General features: G+C 36.8%; 14 protein-coding genes. 2 read left to right on the forward strand and 12 right to left on the reverse strand.

What is annotated here, in order from left to right; genetic code table 11:
* Positions 1–5: 5 nt before the first annotated feature.
* Entirely contained in the window at positions 6–1,511 is a 1,506-nt protein-coding gene (glpK, locus tag IGJ02_RS12385; protein ID WP_430602187.1) for a glycerol kinase GlpK, read from the reverse strand.
* A gap of 424 nt (positions 1,512–1,935) precedes the next feature.
* Here glpK and IGJ02_RS12390 point away from each other — a divergent pair, with 424 nt between their 5' ends.
* Positions 1,936–2,583, forward strand: coding sequence for a metal-dependent transcriptional regulator (locus tag IGJ02_RS12390; protein WP_010762881.1), 648 nt, complete (start codon positions 1,936–1,938; stop codon positions 2,581–2,583).
* Between the two features lie 30 nt (positions 2,584–2,613).
* The gene (zwf, locus tag IGJ02_RS12395; protein ID WP_430602188.1) at positions 2,614–4,134 is read left to right on the forward strand and encodes a glucose-6-phosphate dehydrogenase; all 1,521 of its coding nucleotides are present in this window, start codon (positions 2,614–2,616) and stop codon (positions 4,132–4,134) included.
* 40 nt (positions 4,135–4,174) lie between these two features.
* Here zwf and ileS read toward each other — a convergent pair whose 3' ends face one another.
* The 11 genes from ileS to murD all read right to left on the reverse strand — a co-directional run bounded on the left by ileS (position 4,175) and on the right by murD (position 16,951).
* Positions 4,175–6,964 (reverse strand): isoleucine--tRNA ligase, encoded by a 2,790-nt coding sequence (gene ileS / locus IGJ02_RS12400; protein WP_430602189.1) that lies wholly within the window; start codon positions 6,962–6,964, stop codon positions 4,175–4,177.
* A gap of 569 nt (positions 6,965–7,533) precedes the next feature.
* Positions 7,534–8,241, reverse strand: a complete 708-nt coding sequence (locus IGJ02_RS12405; protein ID WP_010762869.1) for a DivIVA domain-containing protein — start codon at positions 8,239–8,241, stop codon at positions 7,534–7,536.
* 19 nt (positions 8,242–8,260) lie between these two features.
* Positions 8,261–9,043 (reverse strand): RNA-binding protein, encoded by a 783-nt coding sequence (locus tag IGJ02_RS12410; RefSeq protein ID WP_430602190.1) that lies wholly within the window; start codon positions 9,041–9,043, stop codon positions 8,261–8,263.
* Positions 9,044–9,065: 22 nt separating this feature from the next.
* Complete coding sequence (locus tag IGJ02_RS12415) at positions 9,066–9,338, reverse strand: YggT family protein (RefSeq protein ID WP_010762867.1); 273 nt, start codon at positions 9,336–9,338, stop codon at positions 9,066–9,068.
* Between the two features lie 10 nt (positions 9,339–9,348).
* On the reverse strand, positions 9,349–9,954 hold the full coding sequence (locus IGJ02_RS12420; protein ID WP_010762866.1) for a cell division protein SepF: 606 nt from the start codon (positions 9,952–9,954) through the stop codon (positions 9,349–9,351).
* A 13-nt stretch (positions 9,955–9,967) separates the two neighbouring features.
* Entirely contained in the window at positions 9,968–10,645 is a 678-nt protein-coding gene (locus tag IGJ02_RS12425) for a YggS family pyridoxal phosphate-dependent enzyme (protein WP_430602191.1), read from the reverse strand.
* A 15-nt stretch (positions 10,646–10,660) separates the two neighbouring features.
* Positions 10,661–11,911, reverse strand: coding sequence for a cell division protein FtsZ (gene ftsZ / locus IGJ02_RS12430; RefSeq protein WP_010762864.1), 1,251 nt, complete (start codon positions 11,909–11,911; stop codon positions 10,661–10,663).
* Between the two features lie 26 nt (positions 11,912–11,937).
* The gene (ftsA, locus tag IGJ02_RS12435; RefSeq protein ID WP_010762863.1) at positions 11,938–13,260 is read right to left on the reverse strand and encodes a cell division protein FtsA; all 1,323 of its coding nucleotides are present in this window, start codon (positions 13,258–13,260) and stop codon (positions 11,938–11,940) included.
* A gap of 162 nt (positions 13,261–13,422) precedes the next feature.
* Positions 13,423–14,421 (reverse strand): cell division protein FtsQ/DivIB, encoded by a 999-nt coding sequence (locus IGJ02_RS12440; protein WP_010762862.1) that lies wholly within the window; start codon positions 14,419–14,421, stop codon positions 13,423–13,425.
* Positions 14,422–14,481: 60 nt separating this feature from the next.
* Entirely contained in the window at positions 14,482–15,573 is a 1,092-nt protein-coding gene (gene murG / locus IGJ02_RS12445) for an undecaprenyldiphospho-muramoylpentapeptide beta-N-acetylglucosaminyltransferase (protein ID WP_010762861.1), read from the reverse strand.
* A 7-nt stretch (positions 15,574–15,580) separates the two neighbouring features.
* Positions 15,581–16,951: a UDP-N-acetylmuramoyl-L-alanine--D-glutamate ligase gene (gene murD, locus IGJ02_RS12450; protein ID WP_430602192.1), complete on the reverse strand. Its 1,371-nt coding sequence runs from the start codon at positions 16,949–16,951 to the stop codon at positions 15,581–15,583.
* Positions 16,952–16,989 lie beyond the last annotated feature (38 nt).

The following is a 16,989-nucleotide window of genomic DNA, read 5'->3' on the forward strand; positions in this document are numbered from 1 at the left end:
GTGAGTTATTCTGTGCTCTTATAAGCCATGGTTGCGTGTACTGCTCTTTTCCAGCCAGTATACAGTTCAGTTCGCTTTTCCCTAGTGATTTGCGGTTCAAATCGTTTTCCCTGATGTGCAAATGCTTTGATTTCAGCTAAGTCCTTCCAAAAACCAACAGCCAAACCGGCTAAATAGGCAACACCTAAAGCCGTTGTTTCAGAGAAATCCGCTGCTTCAACTGGTTTGTTGATAATATCTGCTTGAAACTGCATCAACAATTTATTTTTAGACGCACCACCATCCGCTCTTAGCAATTTGATAGCAATCTTAGAATCATTTTCCATTGTTTTGATTACATCTGCGGTTTGATAAGCAATTGATTCTAGTGTTGCTCGAATCAGATGTTCTTTTGTTGTTCCTCTTGTTAATCCAAAAACAGATCCTCTTGCTTCTTGATCCCAATATGGAGCACCTAAACCAGTAAAAGCCGGTACAACATACACTCCATCCGAATCTGGTACTTGACTTGCTAAAACTTCAGATTCTCCAGATTCTTCAATCAACTTCAAGCCATCACGTAACCACTGAACAGCAGAGCCTGCAACAAAAATACTTCCCTCTAGAGCATAGTTAACTTTGCCATTGATACCATATCCAATCGTTGTCAATAACCCATTTTCAGATAAAATAGCTTGTTCACCTGTATTCATCACAATAAAGGCACCCGTGCCATACGTATTTTTGACCATACCTTTTTCAAACGCTGCTTGTCCAAAAAGTGCAGCCTGTTGATCACCTGCCATTGCGGCAATTGGAATATTTTCTCCATAAAAATGATAATCTTCAGTATATCCGTAAACTTCTGAATTCGAGCAAACTTCCGGCAACATTGATTTCGGAATAGCTAAAATAGCTAAAATCTCCTGATCCCAATCAAGGGAATGGATATTAAACAACATTGTCCGACTGGCATTCGTGTAGTCTGTTTTATGGACTTTTCCACCTGTAAGTTTCCATAATAGCCATGTATCAATTGTTCCAAATAGTAACTGCCCTGACTGGGCTTTTTCTTTAGCCCCTTTCACATTTTCCAACAGCCACTTCACCTTAGTTGCAGAAAAATAAGAATCAATAATCAAACCTGTCCGTTTTTGAATAAACTCTTGATAGCCTTTTTCTTTCAGTTCGTTGGCCAGTTCATTCGTTTGCTTAGATTGCCAAACAATTGCTCGATGAATCGGCTCTCCTGTATCTTTATCCCATACAACCGTTGTTTCACGTTGATTGGTAATCCCAATTGCTTTAATTTGATTAGGCTTTAACTTTGACTCAATCAACACATCAGCAATGACTGACTGAACAGAATTCCAAATTTCATTCGCATCGTGTTCCACCCAGCCAGGATTGGGAAAATACTGTGTAAATTCTTTTTGTGCTTTGGCGATTTCTTGTCCATCATGATTAAAGAGAATGGCTCTTGAACTCGTTGTTCCTTGATCTATTGATAAAATATATTGATGTTGTTTCACGTCTTGTTCGCTCCTTGAAAATGATACTTTTATTATAAAGCAAAGTACCATTAAAAGTCCCGTTCTATCATAAATAAAAAGATAGCCTATGACTTTTTATAAATCCTTAGGTTTAAGCACGCATAAAATAATATTCAAGAGCCCTCGTATTTAAAAGCGAGACAGAATCCCTATTTTTCTCAAAAACCATAAATTCTAATCTATTTTTAACAATCCGTTTTTTATAAAACCACGTAAAAAACTTATCCACAGAAGATTAAAATAAATTTTTCTAGAAAACGTTATCAATTATGCGTTTGTTCCATATTTTAATAGTCAAAAAAATAAAATATCCATTTTTTTAAGATTAACATATTATTAAATGGTCAAAAAAACAATTTTCTGATAAACTTATTCTGATGGCTTCTTTGAAAGGATGAAATATATGACCCCCAATCGTGAAGACTACCTAAAACTAATCTTTGAATTAGGTGGCGATGAAAATAAAATCAACAATAAACAAATCGTCTCTGGTCTAGATGTCTCAGCGGCATCAGTGAGTGAGATGATTTCCAAACTAGTGAAGGAAAAATTAGTTGAACATTCACCTTATCAAGGTGTCCAACTAACAGATCTAGGACTAAAAAAAGCGAGTACGCTTATTCGCAAACATCGATTATGGGAAGTATTTTTAGTGGAACATTTAAACTACTCATGGAATGAAGTTCACGATGAAGCAGAAGTATTAGAGCATGTCACCTCACAAACATTAGCCAATCGTTTGTCTGCGTACTTGAATCAACCCAAATTTTGCCCTCATGGTGGTGTAATACCTGGAGATGATCAGCCTGTCCACGAAGAAAAGCGTCAAACTTTAATAGACTACCCTGTTGGGACTACAATTCGAATCGCACGTGTATTAGATGAAAAAGAACTACTGGACTACTTAGTATCAATCGACTTACAAATCCATGAAGAATATACAATCAATGAAATTGCCGCATATGAAGGCCCAATCAGTATCAGCAATAATAAAAAAGAATTGGCAATCAGCTATAAAGCAGCAAGTACAATTTTTGTTGATCGATTATAAAAAACACCACTATGAAAGCGGGGAAATGAAATGAACGAAAAGATAGCTTTATTTACTATTTTTGGCGGCACTGGCGATTTAGCAAAAAGAAAACTTTACCCTTCTTTGTTCCGTCTATATCGTAAAGGAAATTTAGCGAACCACTTTGCGGTTATCGGCACTGCAAGAAGAGACTGGTCTGACGATCACTACCGTGAAATTGTTCGTGAAACGATTAAAGATCTTAATCCTACTGTAAAAGAGGCAGAAGAATTTTCAAGTCACTTTTACTATCAATCCCACAATGTCAATGATTCTGAGCATTACGATACTTTAAAAAAATTATCTGATACTTTAAACGATAAATACGAACTGGGTGGTAATCATATCTACTACTTAGCAATGGCACCTCAATTTTTTGGAACAATCGTACAACACTTAAAATCACAAGAAATTCTAACAGATAACGGATTTGATCGTTTAGTCATCGAAAAACCATTCGGCTCAGATTATGACTCTGCTTATCAATTAAACGAAGAAATTCGTGCTGTTTTCCCAGAAAAAGATATTTTTAGAATCGATCACTATTTAGGAAAAGAAATGATCCAAAATATTTCTGCGATTCGCTTTGCAAATAACATTTTTGAGTCACAGTGGAATAACCGCTATATCGATAATGTTCAAATTACATTTGCTGAAAGTCTTGGAGTTGAAGACCGCGGTGGCTATTATGAACACAGCGGTGCTTTAAAAGACATGGTCCAAAACCATATCTTGCAAGTTGTAGCATTATTAGCGATGGAGCCACCTGTTGCTTTTTCAGAAGCTGAAATTCGCGCTGAAAAAGTCAAAGCATTACAAGCAATTCGTCTTTATTCTGAAAAAGAAGCTTTGGAAAATTTCGTTCGTGGGCAATACGGTCAAGGTAAACTTGATGATCAAGAATTTGTTAGTTACCGTGAAGAGCCGAATGTAGATGAACACTCTCAAACTGAAACATTTGTTGCTGGCAAATTCCTAATCGATAATTTCCGTTGGTCAGGTGTGCCATTTTATATCCGTACTGGTAAACGTCTAACAGAAAAAGGCACACGTATCAACATCGTCTTCAAGCAAGTACCAGTCAATGTTTTCAAAGACGATATCGATAAATGTGGTGAAAAAACAGACTTACCGCCAAATGTCCTAACAATTTATATTCAACCTACTGAAGGTTTCTCAATGACCTTAAATGGTAAAGAAATTGGTCAAGGGTTTACAACAACTCCTGTAAAATTAGATTATCGTCATAGTGCGGAGACAACAGGCAATAGCCCAGAAGCTTATGAAAAGTTACTATTGGATAGCTTAAACGGCGACGGTACAAACTTCTCACACTGGGATGAAGTGGCTCAATCTTGGCGTATTGTAGATATTATTCGTCAAGCTTGGGATAAAACCTCTGTAGACTTCCCTAATTACCCAGCAGGAACTATGGGGCCTGAGGCTGCATTTGATTTATTAAAACAAGATAATTTTACCTGGGATTGGCAACCTGATATTTGGTATCGTGAACGAGGCAAATTAGAATAAATTAAAAAGCTCTGGAAATTATCCAGAGCTTTTTTCTATGCTACTCTTCGAATCCTTCAGCTACCGCTTCTGGATAATTTTCTTCAACAATTTTAGCACAACGTCCACATAAATGTGGTAATTTTTCATCCTCACCAACATCTGTGCGTACTGCACGACAACGGTCACACGTTTCACCTGCAGCTTTTTCCACAAGAATCGACATATCATCGAATTTTTCAACATTTTCAGGAACTTCTGCTGCTAAAGAAGCCACCTCAAAACCAGAAACAATCAATAATTGAGCAACATCTGCATCGACAGCTGTTAATAGCTCGCGGATTTGTTCGTTAGGATAAACTGTTACTTTAGCTTCTAACGATTTACCGATCAATTTAGAATTACGTGCTTCTTCTAAAGATTTTAGTACATTATCTCTAAAGTCCATAAACGCTGCCCAAGTGTCTAACAACTCTTGTTGGTTCGCAAACTCTTCATATCCTGGAAATTCAGCTAACTGAACATAATCTTCCTCTTCTTTTAGGAAGCTCCAGATTTCTTCAGAAGTATGCGGAATAATTGGCGTTAACAATTTTGTTAATGCAACAGCTGTTTGATAGAATACAGTTTGCATGCAACGACGTTGATAGTTATCTTCTGCTTCAATGTAGACAACATCTTTGGCAAAATCTAAATAGAATGAAGATAGATCAACTGTTAAGAAATTCATCACTGAACGGTAGATTTGCATGAAATTGTATTTTTCATAGCCTTTTTCACGAATTTCTTGAATTACTTGATTTAAACGAACGATCATATATTTATCCACAGAACGTAATTCCTTATAAGAGACGGTATGTTCTTTTGGTTCAAAATCACTCGTATTCGCTAATAAGAATCGCATTGTATTACGGATTTTACGATAAACTTCGGAAACTTGATTCAAAATGTCCATTGAAACGCGTACATCCGCTTCATAATCAACACTACTTACCCACAAACGCAAAATATCCGCACCCATTTGTTTGATCACTTTATCAGGTAAAATTGTGTTACCTAAAGATTTACTCATTTTACGGCCTTCGCCATCCAACGTAAAACCTTGCGATAAAACAGCTTTATAAGGTGCTACGCCATTGATTGCTACACTTGTCGTAATACTTGAATTAAACCAACCACGGTATTGATCAGAGCCTTCTAGGTACATATCAGCTGGGAAAGTTAGTTCTGGACGCTCACGCAAGACAGCTTCATGAGATGAACCCGAATCAAACCAAACATCCATGATATCATTTTCTTTTGTAAATTCACCATTTGGAGATCCTGGATGTGTAAAGCCTTCTGGTAGTAATTCTTTTGCCTCACGTTTGAACCAGATGTTTGATCCATGTTCAGCAAATAAATTGGCTACATGATCGATTGTTTCAGGCGTAATGATTGCTTCACCGTTTTCTGCATAAAAGATCGGTAATGGTACGCCCCATGCACGTTGACGAGAGATAACCCAGTCGCCACGGTCACGAATCATATTGTAAAGGCGTGTTTTTCCCCATGGTAGAATCCAATCAACTTTTTCAACTTCATCCAAGATATTTTGACGGAACTTATCGATTGATGCAAACCATTGTGGTGTTGCACGGAAAATCACAGGTTTCTTTGTACGCCAGTCATGTGGGTAACTATGTGTAAAGAAATCTAGTTTTAATAATGCATCTTTTTCATCAAGGAGTGCTGTGATCATCGGATTGGCCTTATCATAGAACACTCCTTCAAATCCAGGAGCCTCTTCTGTAAAGATACCACGATTATCCACAGGTGAAAGAACGTCTAGGTTATATTTTCTCCCTACGATATAATCATCCTCACCATGCCCTGGAGCGGTATGAACTAGACCAGTACCGGCATCTAAAGTTACGTGATCCCCTAACATAACTAATGAAGTACGATCGTAAAATGGATGTTGAGCAGTCATATATTCCATATCTTTACCTGAAATCGTTTCAAGCACTTCTACATCATCCCAGCCGATTGCTTCTTTAACTGTGTCTAAAAGTTCTTTGGCTACAACGTATTTTTTACCATATGCTTTAACGACAACATACTGATAAGTAGGATTTACAGAAATACCTAAGTTTGCAGGAAGTGTCCAAGGAGTTGTTGTCCAGATTACCAATGATGTATCTGTATCTAGAATTCCTTTACCGTCAACCACTTTAAATGCAACATAGATAGATGCTGATTTTACATCTTTATATTCGATTTCAGCTTCAGCTAATGAAGACTCACTTGATGGAGACCAGTAAATTGGTTTTAATCCTTTGTAGATATAGCCTTTTTCAGCCATTTTTCCAAATACGCGAATCTCAGCTGCTTCGTATGATGGGTCCAATGTAACATAAGGATTTTCCCAATCTCCAGCAACACCTAAGCGTTTGAAATCAGCACGTTGTGTGTCTACTTGCGAACGTGCATATTCTTCACATTTTTCCCGGTACTCCGCTAATGTCATTTCTTTTCTTTTGATCCCTTTATTTGTTAGTACTTGTTCGATTGGTAACCCATGTGTATCCCAACCAGGGACATAAGGCGAACGGAATCCTGACATAGATTTTGAACGGATAATGATATCTTTACTGATTTTGTTTAATGAATGACCTAAATGGATATTCCCGTTAGCATATGGCGGTCCATCATGAAGAACAAATGTTGGTTTGCCCTCGTTTAATTCTTGACGTTTTTCATAGATCTTTTGTTCTTCCCAATCTTTTTGCCATTCTACCTCACGGTTTGGCAAATTTCCACGCATTGGAAAAGCTGTTTTTCCCAATTGTAATGTTTCTTTCATTTTCATTATCATTTCCTCGCTTTCATTTCTAAATGTTGATTGAAAAATAAGTTACAGTGTTAACTAGTTTAAACTAATCCTTACTAAGTTTTTCAACAGGTATTTTGGTGGTTCAATAGTAAGGAAACTTCTCTCACTTCACACGCCTTGTACTGTTCATCTCTTCGTGTATTCTTTGAATTTAGCTCTTACGAAGTCAGAACTTAACTTGTATTGTATATTAGCTACTCATTCTGTTTTTGTGATTCACTAGTATGGAAACTTCTCTCACTAGGTTCGCCAAGTACTGTTCATCATCCACTCTGGCAAAGCCAATCGTGGTGATTCACAGCAAAACAAAAAGTACCTCCATCCCAAGGGACGAAAGTACTCGCGTTACCACCCAAATTTAAAACAATCGATCAACTCAATTATTTCCTCTGTTAATTGTTAACGAAATCACTCGTCAAGTTTTACTTGATTCAAACTTGAGTAAAATAGAGGATCTTTTCAATACCAGGATCTGTCAAACTTTCACTATCATTGACTCGCTAAAAGAATGGTTATTGACTTTTCTGTTCTATTTATATACGAAATTATTTAGGATCTTTATTTAATAAATCAAGCATTGCTTTTGGATCCATTGCAGCTTGTTCAAGTGTTGGTTCTTCTTCAGCAACTGTAACTGACTCTGCAACTACGTCGTCACTTTTATCAAGTTCTTGCGCCAGTACTTCTTTGATAACAGTATGGGAATCACTTACGTAACTTGAGAATGGTTTTAATAATTCATTCCATTCTTCACTCTTCACTTGTTCTAGTTGTGCTTCTAACATCAAACTTAAACGTTGGTGGAAGACACGTGTTTTCTTCTTCAAGTCGTCTGTTTCAGCAGCCAATTGACGAGCTCGATCAGTCGCATCTGTTAGAATTTCTTTGGCTTTTTCTTCAGCAGATGTAATAAGATTGCTTGAGCGTTTTTCAGCAGAAGAAATCATTTCGTTCGCTGTATTTTCAGCCGAAGTAACGATTACCTCTGATTCTTTATTCGCACTCGTTTTTACTTTATCCGCAGTATCTTGCGCTACAATAATCGATTGATTCAATGCATCTTTTAATTCATTGAAATATTGTAATTTTTCTTCAGCATGTTTTAATGATTTTTCAAGTTCACGTGTTTTTTGAAGAGAATCTTCATAATCTTTCGTTACTTGATCTAAGAAATCATCGACATCGTCTTGGTTGTAACCTCTCATTTTTGTAGAGAAATTCTTATTTTGAATATCTAATGGAGTTAATGCCATATTCCTTCACCTCTTTGGATTATTTTCGTAGAACTCCCAGTAACAAACGAAACTTGTCCTTTTTCGTCTTTCCCTCTAACTCTTGAATTTGGATTCGGCCAAAACCTCTAATAGATACGATATCTAACAGATCCACTAGAAAATCTGGTCTTGTATTTTCCGTCCAATTCACTTTTACTTTTCCAGATTCAATCAATTGTTTTGATCTCTGTCTAGATATATTATATACGCTAGAGATCAAATTATCCAGACGTAGCGAACTTATTGTTGTTCGTTCGTGTGTCCAGTCATCTTTAGGACGTATGATCTCTGTATATTTTCGTTTTTCTAATCTTACAGAAATTTTCCCGATTTTTTCTATCTGAGTTACAATAAAATTTGCTATTTCCTTCGCAACAAACACTTGCCATCTGTCACTATCAGAAATGATATCACCAAAATATTCTCGTTTGATCCCAGTATTAAGTAAGGTACCCAACACCTTACCATGAGACAATGTAGAAAATTTTACAGGATAAACGATTTCTAATACTTCTACTTCAAAATCTTCCTCTTTTGGTTCATAGTAATCAGGATAAATCAGACAACGTTTTCGTTCAGCTTGTTCATATCCACCGTAAAACTGAAATTCAAGCTCACTATTTTGTCGTATCAACGTTTCCAAAATATAAGCTTGCCTAGGATCTAAAAAATCTGATAAGTAAGGAGCGTATTGACTTTCAACTTGTTCTAACCAATCTCCTACAGAATCAATAAAAGGATGTTCATCTTTTCGAAAATGTTGATACACATTTGCGTTCATAGATAAACCATCCTTTCTTTTATTAATACAAGATTGATTGTAAAATCCGTCCCAGTCCACTCGCAGCTAAATTCAACACAATGATTGCAATCATTACATTAAAACCAACCATACCTATGCTCAAATTCAATCGATCAAACAAACTTAAGTAAGGTTCAGAAATTCTTGAAATCAAACGGCCAAACGTAGAATCATATGCTCCTGGAAACCAAGATAATAATGCATATATGATTAAAACACCTGAATAGATTTGAACACCTTTATATAATAGAAATATAAATAGAGCGATACTCATTACCTCCTAACTAAAAATCAAACATTTGTTTCTTAGCTAACGATTGTGCAGTGGCACTATCGATTTCTATGTTTGATGGTGTGCAAAGAAAAATTTCATCGCCTACGCGTTGAATGTCTCCGTCTAATGCATAAACAGTTCCTGTAAGAAAGTCAACAATTCTTCTTGCTTGATTCTCTTCCACTAAATGAAAATTAATCAATACAGCATCACTTGCAATAATATGTTTAGCAATATTCATTGCTTCAGAATAAACTCGTGGTTCAATTATTGTAATTTTTCCAGGTTTACTTGAATTATGTGTATCTTGCGATCGTTTAGAATTTGAGTTATTAGAACTACGCATGGAGACAACCTTTTGTTCATTAAATGCTGTTTCCTGACGGCTTTCTTTTTTATCTTGATGCGTTTCTGTTGAACGATAACGAGCAGATGGTTTTTCAGTTAAAGGCTCAGTTGCAGTCGGTCTTTGTACCTGTGCTTGTGTTTGTCGAACCGTCTGTCTTGGTTGTTCGTTGACAACCTTTTGTTCCTCGTATTCATCATAATTATCATATTCATCTTCACCAGATAATCCAAAAAAGCTCGATAACGCATTTTTACTAAAAATTGACATAGATTCCCCTCCTTTACGCACCTCTAAATATTGCTGTTCCGATTCGTACAAAAGTTGCACCTTCTTCAATAGCGATTGGGAAATCATTACTCATTCCCATGCTAAGCTCTGTACACGGTGCATATGACAGATGCTGATTATTTATTGCTAATTGCAGTTTTTTTAGCTGAGAAAACACTTCATGAAGAACTTGTTCAGAAGCATCCAACGGCGCCATGGTCATTAATCCTACGACTTTTATGCGATCAAACTCAGCTAATTGATGTATAAAATCAAAAACTTCCTCTGATCTGAACCCGTGTTTACTTGCTTCACCAGTAACATTCACCTCAACGAAACAGGAAATTTGCTTCTCTGATCGCTTTTGAATTTCTTCTGCTAATTTTAAACTGTCCAAAGCGTGAAAATAATCTATCTCATTTATTATTGATTTTACCTTCCTACGCTGTAAATTACCAATCAAATGCCACTTAATAGACGAAAAATTTTTAAGGGCTTCTTTTTTCTCCAGTAATTTATCGACTCGGTTCTCAGCCATATTCTTGATACCAAGTTCAGCAAGTTCCTTGGCACTATCATTTCCCACTGATTTAGTCACGGCAATCATCGTTACATCATTGTCTGACCGCGCTGCTTTTTGGCATGCTAGCCGAATTTCTTGATTTATTTTTTCTAAGTTATCAACTAGCATGATCAAAAGTCGCTCCTATCTTTTTCTTCGGAAAAATGGTGGTGTATTTAACTCATCGTCATTGCTTTGTGATGGTTCTTCACGATGAAATGTTTCAAAATCTTTTTTCTCAACATTTTCAAATGTCGTATCTTCGACTTTAGGTCGTACGTTTTGTTCACGACGGATATCCCAGTCACCAAAAGCACTTGTCTCTTCTTGTGGTTGAGGTTGTGATGGTTTTGATTGTTCCATATCCAAAACAGGTGCTTGTTGCACTGTTTGGATTTGAGTAGGTCTATTTTGACGTGGAGATTTACGATCTTTTTTTGAAGGATCGATTCCTGTCGCAATAACTGTAACACGGATTTCATCGCCTAAATCTTCATTGATAGAAGTACCTAGAATAATATTTACATCACCAGTTGCAGCACTTGTCACGATATCAGAAGCATCTTGTGCTTCAAATAATGTCATGTCTAAGCCACCCGTAATGTTCAATAGTACTTGTTCAGCACCATCAATAGATGTTTCTAGTAATGGAGAAGAAATAGCTTTTTTAGTGGCTTCGATCACACGATCTTCACCGCTAGCAACACCAATTCCCATCAAAGCAGTTCCTTGGTTTTCCATAACTGTCTTCACATCAGCAAAGTCTAAGTTGACATACCCTGGCGCTGTGATTAAATCTGAAATACCTTGTACTCCTTGACGTAATACGTTATCTGCTTCACGGAATGCTTCAAGCATTGGTGTCTTTTTATCAACAACTTCTAATAGACGGTTGTTTGAAATAATCAATAATGTATCAACGTTTTCTTTTAAAAGAGCAATACCTTCTGCTGCGTAGCGTCCGCGTTTTGGCCCTTCAAAGCTAAATGGTCTTGTAACAACACCAACTGTTAATGCACCTAATTCTTTGGCGATTTTAGCAACCACAGGAGCAGCTCCTGTTCCTGTTCCACCACCCATACCAGCAGTGATAAAAATCATATCAGCTCCTTGTAAGGCATCTGAAATTACTTGTTCACTTTCTTCTGCTGATTTTTGGCCAACTTCAGGTTGAGAGCCAGCACCTAAACCGCGTGTATACTTAGGTCCAAGTTGGATCACTGTTTCTGCTTTTGAGTTTTTAAGGGCTTGTACATCTGTATTGGCTGCGATGAATTCAACGCCTTTGACGTTTTCATCGATCATACGGTTAACAGCGTTTCCGCCACCGCCGCCTACACCGATAACTTTGATGACAGCGCCATTGTTAATGTTATTGTCTAAAGAAAATTCCATAGTATCGTTTCCTCCTGTTTTAATTGTTAGTCAAAAATGTTTGAGAAGAAGTCTTTGATCTTACCTGTAACTTTTTCACCCGATTCATGTATTTCAGAATCATCGTAATCATCTTGAGTTGTATCTGCATAAGTATCATATTGTACTTCTTGTTGAACAGCAATTGGTTGTGAAGATTTGATTTTCTCACCTGGAATCGCGCCCTTAGCAATATGATAAATGTCATTTAATTGCGCAGAATATTCTACGATACTAATCACATTTGTAAAGACTGGGTTACGTAACCCCATATGATTAGGCACGTATAATTTTACGCTTGCATCAAAGATCTCTTGAGCTAAATCGACAACACCAGGAAGGCTTGCACCACCACCAGTTAAGATTACTCCGCCTGGCAGCTCTAATGCATCGATTTCATCCAATACTTCTTTTGATTTTTTAAAGATTTGTTCTACTCTAGCTTCAATCACTTCTGAAAGGTAACGTTCATCAACTTTTACTGGTTCAGATTTACCGATCACATCAACTGGAAACTCTTCACTAACTGATGTTCTTTCTGGATAAGCATCACCATAATTGATTTTCAATGCTTCAGCGTTATTAAAGGATGTATTCAACACAATGGAAACATCTTTAGTGACAAACTCGCCACCTTCTTGATTCACATGAGTAAATTTCAATTGCTTATCATGCATCACAGAAGTTGTTGTTTGTCCGCCACCCATATCGATAACGATCGTTCCAAAGTCTTTTTCACCGTCTGAGAGAACTGTTTCCGTTAACGCTAATGGCATAATAACTAATTCATTAACTGTTAAACCTGCTTTTTCAACGCATTTTCTTGTATTGTGAATAATTGTTTTCGGACCTGTAAAGACCACTCCGAACATTTCTAAGCGAACGCCAATCATCCCTCTAGGATCTTTAATTCCTTCGAATCCATCTACTGTGAATTCTTGAGGTAAAATTGCTACGATTTGGCGTTCAGGAGGAGTTGAACGAACCAGAGCTGCAGATGCTACGTTTCTTACATCTTCATCAGTGATTTCTTTTGACTCACTACTTACAGCAATCATTCCTTGGCAATTTTCAACTTCAAGTAAGTTTGCTGGTAACCCCACATTCACACTTTTAATTTGAATTCCCGCTTTTTCTTCTGCTTGTCTTACTGCTCTTTGAATCGCATTTACTGTTTTATCTATATCGACAATGATCCCTCGATTTAATCCATCAGATTTTGCGTTTCCTACGCCAATGATATTCATTTGACCTTCGATAAACTCAGCAACTACAACTTTTACTGACGTTGTACCAATATCAAGGCCTACATACATTCCTGTCTTTGCCATGAATGGGGTTCCTCCTCCTATTAATTCCAATATGTAAGCGGGCATAAAACACCCGTTTAAATATATATTTTTTTATGAATACTCACTTCTTTCAATTTTACCATAAACATAGGCTTTTTAGAAAGTAGATTCTACTATTTTATTCTTTTATTTTTCTTAACTTTACTCTAACGCCTGTGAAGATTCTTCTACGGTTTCCTCAGTCTCCTCATTATTAAAAGGATATGAGAAAATCCCAACTTCCATATCGATGATTCCTGATTTCTCCATCTGACCGGCTACCTTCGTATAATACGCCATTTTCTCCACTAATTGAGAGATATTTACGATTACTTGGTTACCATCTTTCATATGAAGATTGATCAATTCTTTATTGGCATTAGATGGAGCATAACGAATTTCTGAAATATTTTTTTTCATATCCTCAGGAAGTTTATTGTAAGAATTCATTAAGTTTTTAATAACCGACTGCTCTTTAAAATTTTGAAAAACTGGCATGCCGCTTATCGGTGCTTTCATTTCTTCTGGCAAAATTTTCCCATTTTCTAAAATAGGATGATAAACATTTTCGACAGATTCTAACGCAACGACCTCATACTCAGTGATTTTTATATTAAATGAGTTAATTCCACTTAGTGAGATCGTCGCTTTTTTAACACGCGGTAATTGACGTTCGATTTTTTCTTCATAAATTTTTCTGTCTCCAAATTGCTCCCACAAACTCTGGCCTTTCTCTAATTTAGATTGAGCAATAATTTGCTGGCTATCGACAGCTTCACTTCCCGTCACGCTGACACTGCCCAACTTACTGAGTGGAGAAACGAAATAAAGGACAATCAATATCGCAATCAAAAAGACAGAGACGATCAATGTCAATCTGCGAAATAATCGTTTATTTCGAACTTTTTTGATCTTTGGTAAGCGGTCTGCAAAAGATTCGTAAGTTTTCTTTTGTTTTTCTTCTGTTTCAGGCTCATCCGAAGGGAATTCCTCCGTTTGGGCTTCTTCAGCCTCATCAGCTTTTTCTTCTTGCTCTTCTGTTTCACTCTTTACAACAGATGGGCTCCAAACTGGTTGATCTCCTTGTGTTTTTAAATATTCTAAATTTTCTCTTTGCCATGGAGTCAGATTTTGCTCATCTAATTGGTCAGTGGTATCCACTGTTTGGTCTTCTTGTCCCTCTGAAACATCCTTTTTCTTACTAATCTTCTACACCCCCTATCAAGTTATTTCTTTGACCACTTTGTAAAGTCGTTCAGCAGCATCTGGGATGCCTTCTTTTTTTGAGGCCTCAGCCATCGATTGATGACGCGTATCATCCAATAAAACTCCATCGATTTCAGTTACTAGCTTGGGACCTGTAAGTTCTTGATCCGTAATCATTTCAACTGCTCCGGATCTAACTAAGCTTTGGGCATTTTTTGTTTGATGATCATTTGTGACGTATGGACTTGGAATTAAAATCGCAGGCAATCCTAACGCTGTAAATTCTGCAATAGAGGTTGCTCCGGCGCGACCAACCATCAAATCAGCTGCAGCCAAGACCTCTGCCATTTTATCAATATAAGGCTGAATGCTTATATTTGTCAATTTCTTTTCGGAAAGATTTAAAGTTTCTTGTAATTCTTTATAATATCGCTCTCCAGACGCATAAAGAACTTGATACTCTCTTTCTTCAAAAAGCGGAAATGCTTCGATAAACGCTTGATTAATTTTCAATGCGCCACGACTGCCCCCAAAAATAACGACTGTTTTCTTCTTGGGATCTAACCCATATTCACTTAGGACATTTGTTTTTTCAATCGTTACTACTTCTTGAGCCCGGGGATTACCTGTCAAAACAACTTTTTCTTTAGGGAAATACTCAGCAACATCTGGAAAGCAAATAGCTACTTTTGTCACGTATCTGCTTAAAAACTTGTTAGTCATCCCAGGTATGCTGTTTTGTTCATGGATGATTGTTGGAATTTTCAGTTGCTTAGCTGCATAAACGACCGATCCTGATACGTATCCACCCGTCCCAATAACAATATCTGGTTGAAAATCTCTGATAATTTTTTTAGCTTTTCCAATACTGCTCAAAAAAAGATAGACAGTTTTAATATTTTGAGGACTAAGTGAACGACGAAATCCTTGGATTTTAATCGTTTTAAAAGGAATATTATATTTTGGAACAATTTGACTCTCTAGCCCTGCTTGCGATCCTACGTACATGAATTCTGTATTTGGTTCCACTTGTTTTACATGGTTAACTAAAGCTAGCGCAGGATAAATGTGCCCGCCTGTTCCGCCACCGGTTATCAATATCTTCATAATTCTCTCACTTTTCTATGTCTTTTAGCTGGTGCATTGCGTTTATAAATGCCTCTCCACGTAACTCAAAATTGGGGTATTGATCCCAACTTGCGCACGCAGGCGATAATAGAATAGTATCATTTTTTTCAGAAAAATCATAGGCATCACGTACAGCACTTTGCACATTTTCCGTTAATCGGATGGTTTGGATGCCCGCTTCGACTGCGGCTTTGTGCAATTTATCTTTTGTTTCTCCAAACAGAATAATTGCTTTGATTTCTTTTAATGAAGGAACTAACTCATCAAAACTGTTTCCTCTATCTAAACCACCTGCTAATAAAATAAGTGATGAATGGTCAAAACCGCTTAGAGCCATCTCAGTAGCAAGTATATTTGTCGCTTTAGAGTCATTATAAAATTTCCGTCCAAATACTTCCCCCACATATTGTGTGCGGTGAGGTACACCTGTAAAAATCATTAATGTTTGTCTGATCACATCATTTGAGATGTCTTTTAATTTAGCAACAGAAATAGCTGCTAATGCATTTTCAACATTATGATGACCTGGTACACCTAACTCTGTTGCTAACATGATATATTCATCTTTATAGTATATTTTTCCATCCAAAAGATACGCCCCTTGGACTTTTTCTTTCGTTGAAAAAGGAATGATTGCAGCTTTCGTTGTTTTACTTAATTCTTGAATTTCTTGTTGATTCCAATTTAATACCAGAAAATCACTTTCCTGCATATTTTTTTGGATTGCCCATTTAGCCTTCACATACTCTTCTCTTGAACCATGATAGTCTAAATGCGCTTCATAAATATTTGTAATTACAGCAATTTTCGGACGGAACGTTTCAATACCCATTAATTGAAAACTTGATAACTCCATCACGATATCATCTGTTGAAGCCGCCTCCTCGGCAACTTCACTAGCAGGATAGCCAATGTTTCCAGCTAAACGAGCAGTTCCAGATGTGCGGTCTTCATTTAAAAGTAATCCGATCATGGTCGTTGTCGTTGTTTTACCATTTGTTCCGGTAATTCCAATAATTGGACATTCAGCGATTTGATACGCCAACTCCACTTCCGTGAGAACAGGTAAATTCATACTCAAGGCTTTTTCTACTAAAGGATTTGTATATGGAATTCCAGGATTTTTTACAATCAACGAAAAATCTTCATCTAAAAGTTCAATTGGATGTCCGCCTGTAACAACACGAATACCCAAGGTTAATAAATCTTGGGCTTCCGGGTTTTGATCAAATTGTTTAAAGTCATTGACTGTCACTAATGCACCTAACTCATGCAACAATTTCGCAGCACTAACACCGCTTTTAGCAAGTCCAAGAACAAGGACTTTTTTATTTTCATACTCTGTTATTTTTTTCATTATAAATTCCCCTTATCTTAGAAAAGCTGAAAGAAGCG

The organism is Enterococcus sp. DIV0724b (assembly GCF_050531475.1).
Taxonomy (GTDB): domain Bacteria; phylum Bacillota; class Bacilli; order Lactobacillales; family Enterococcaceae; genus Enterococcus_L; species Enterococcus_L haemoperoxidus.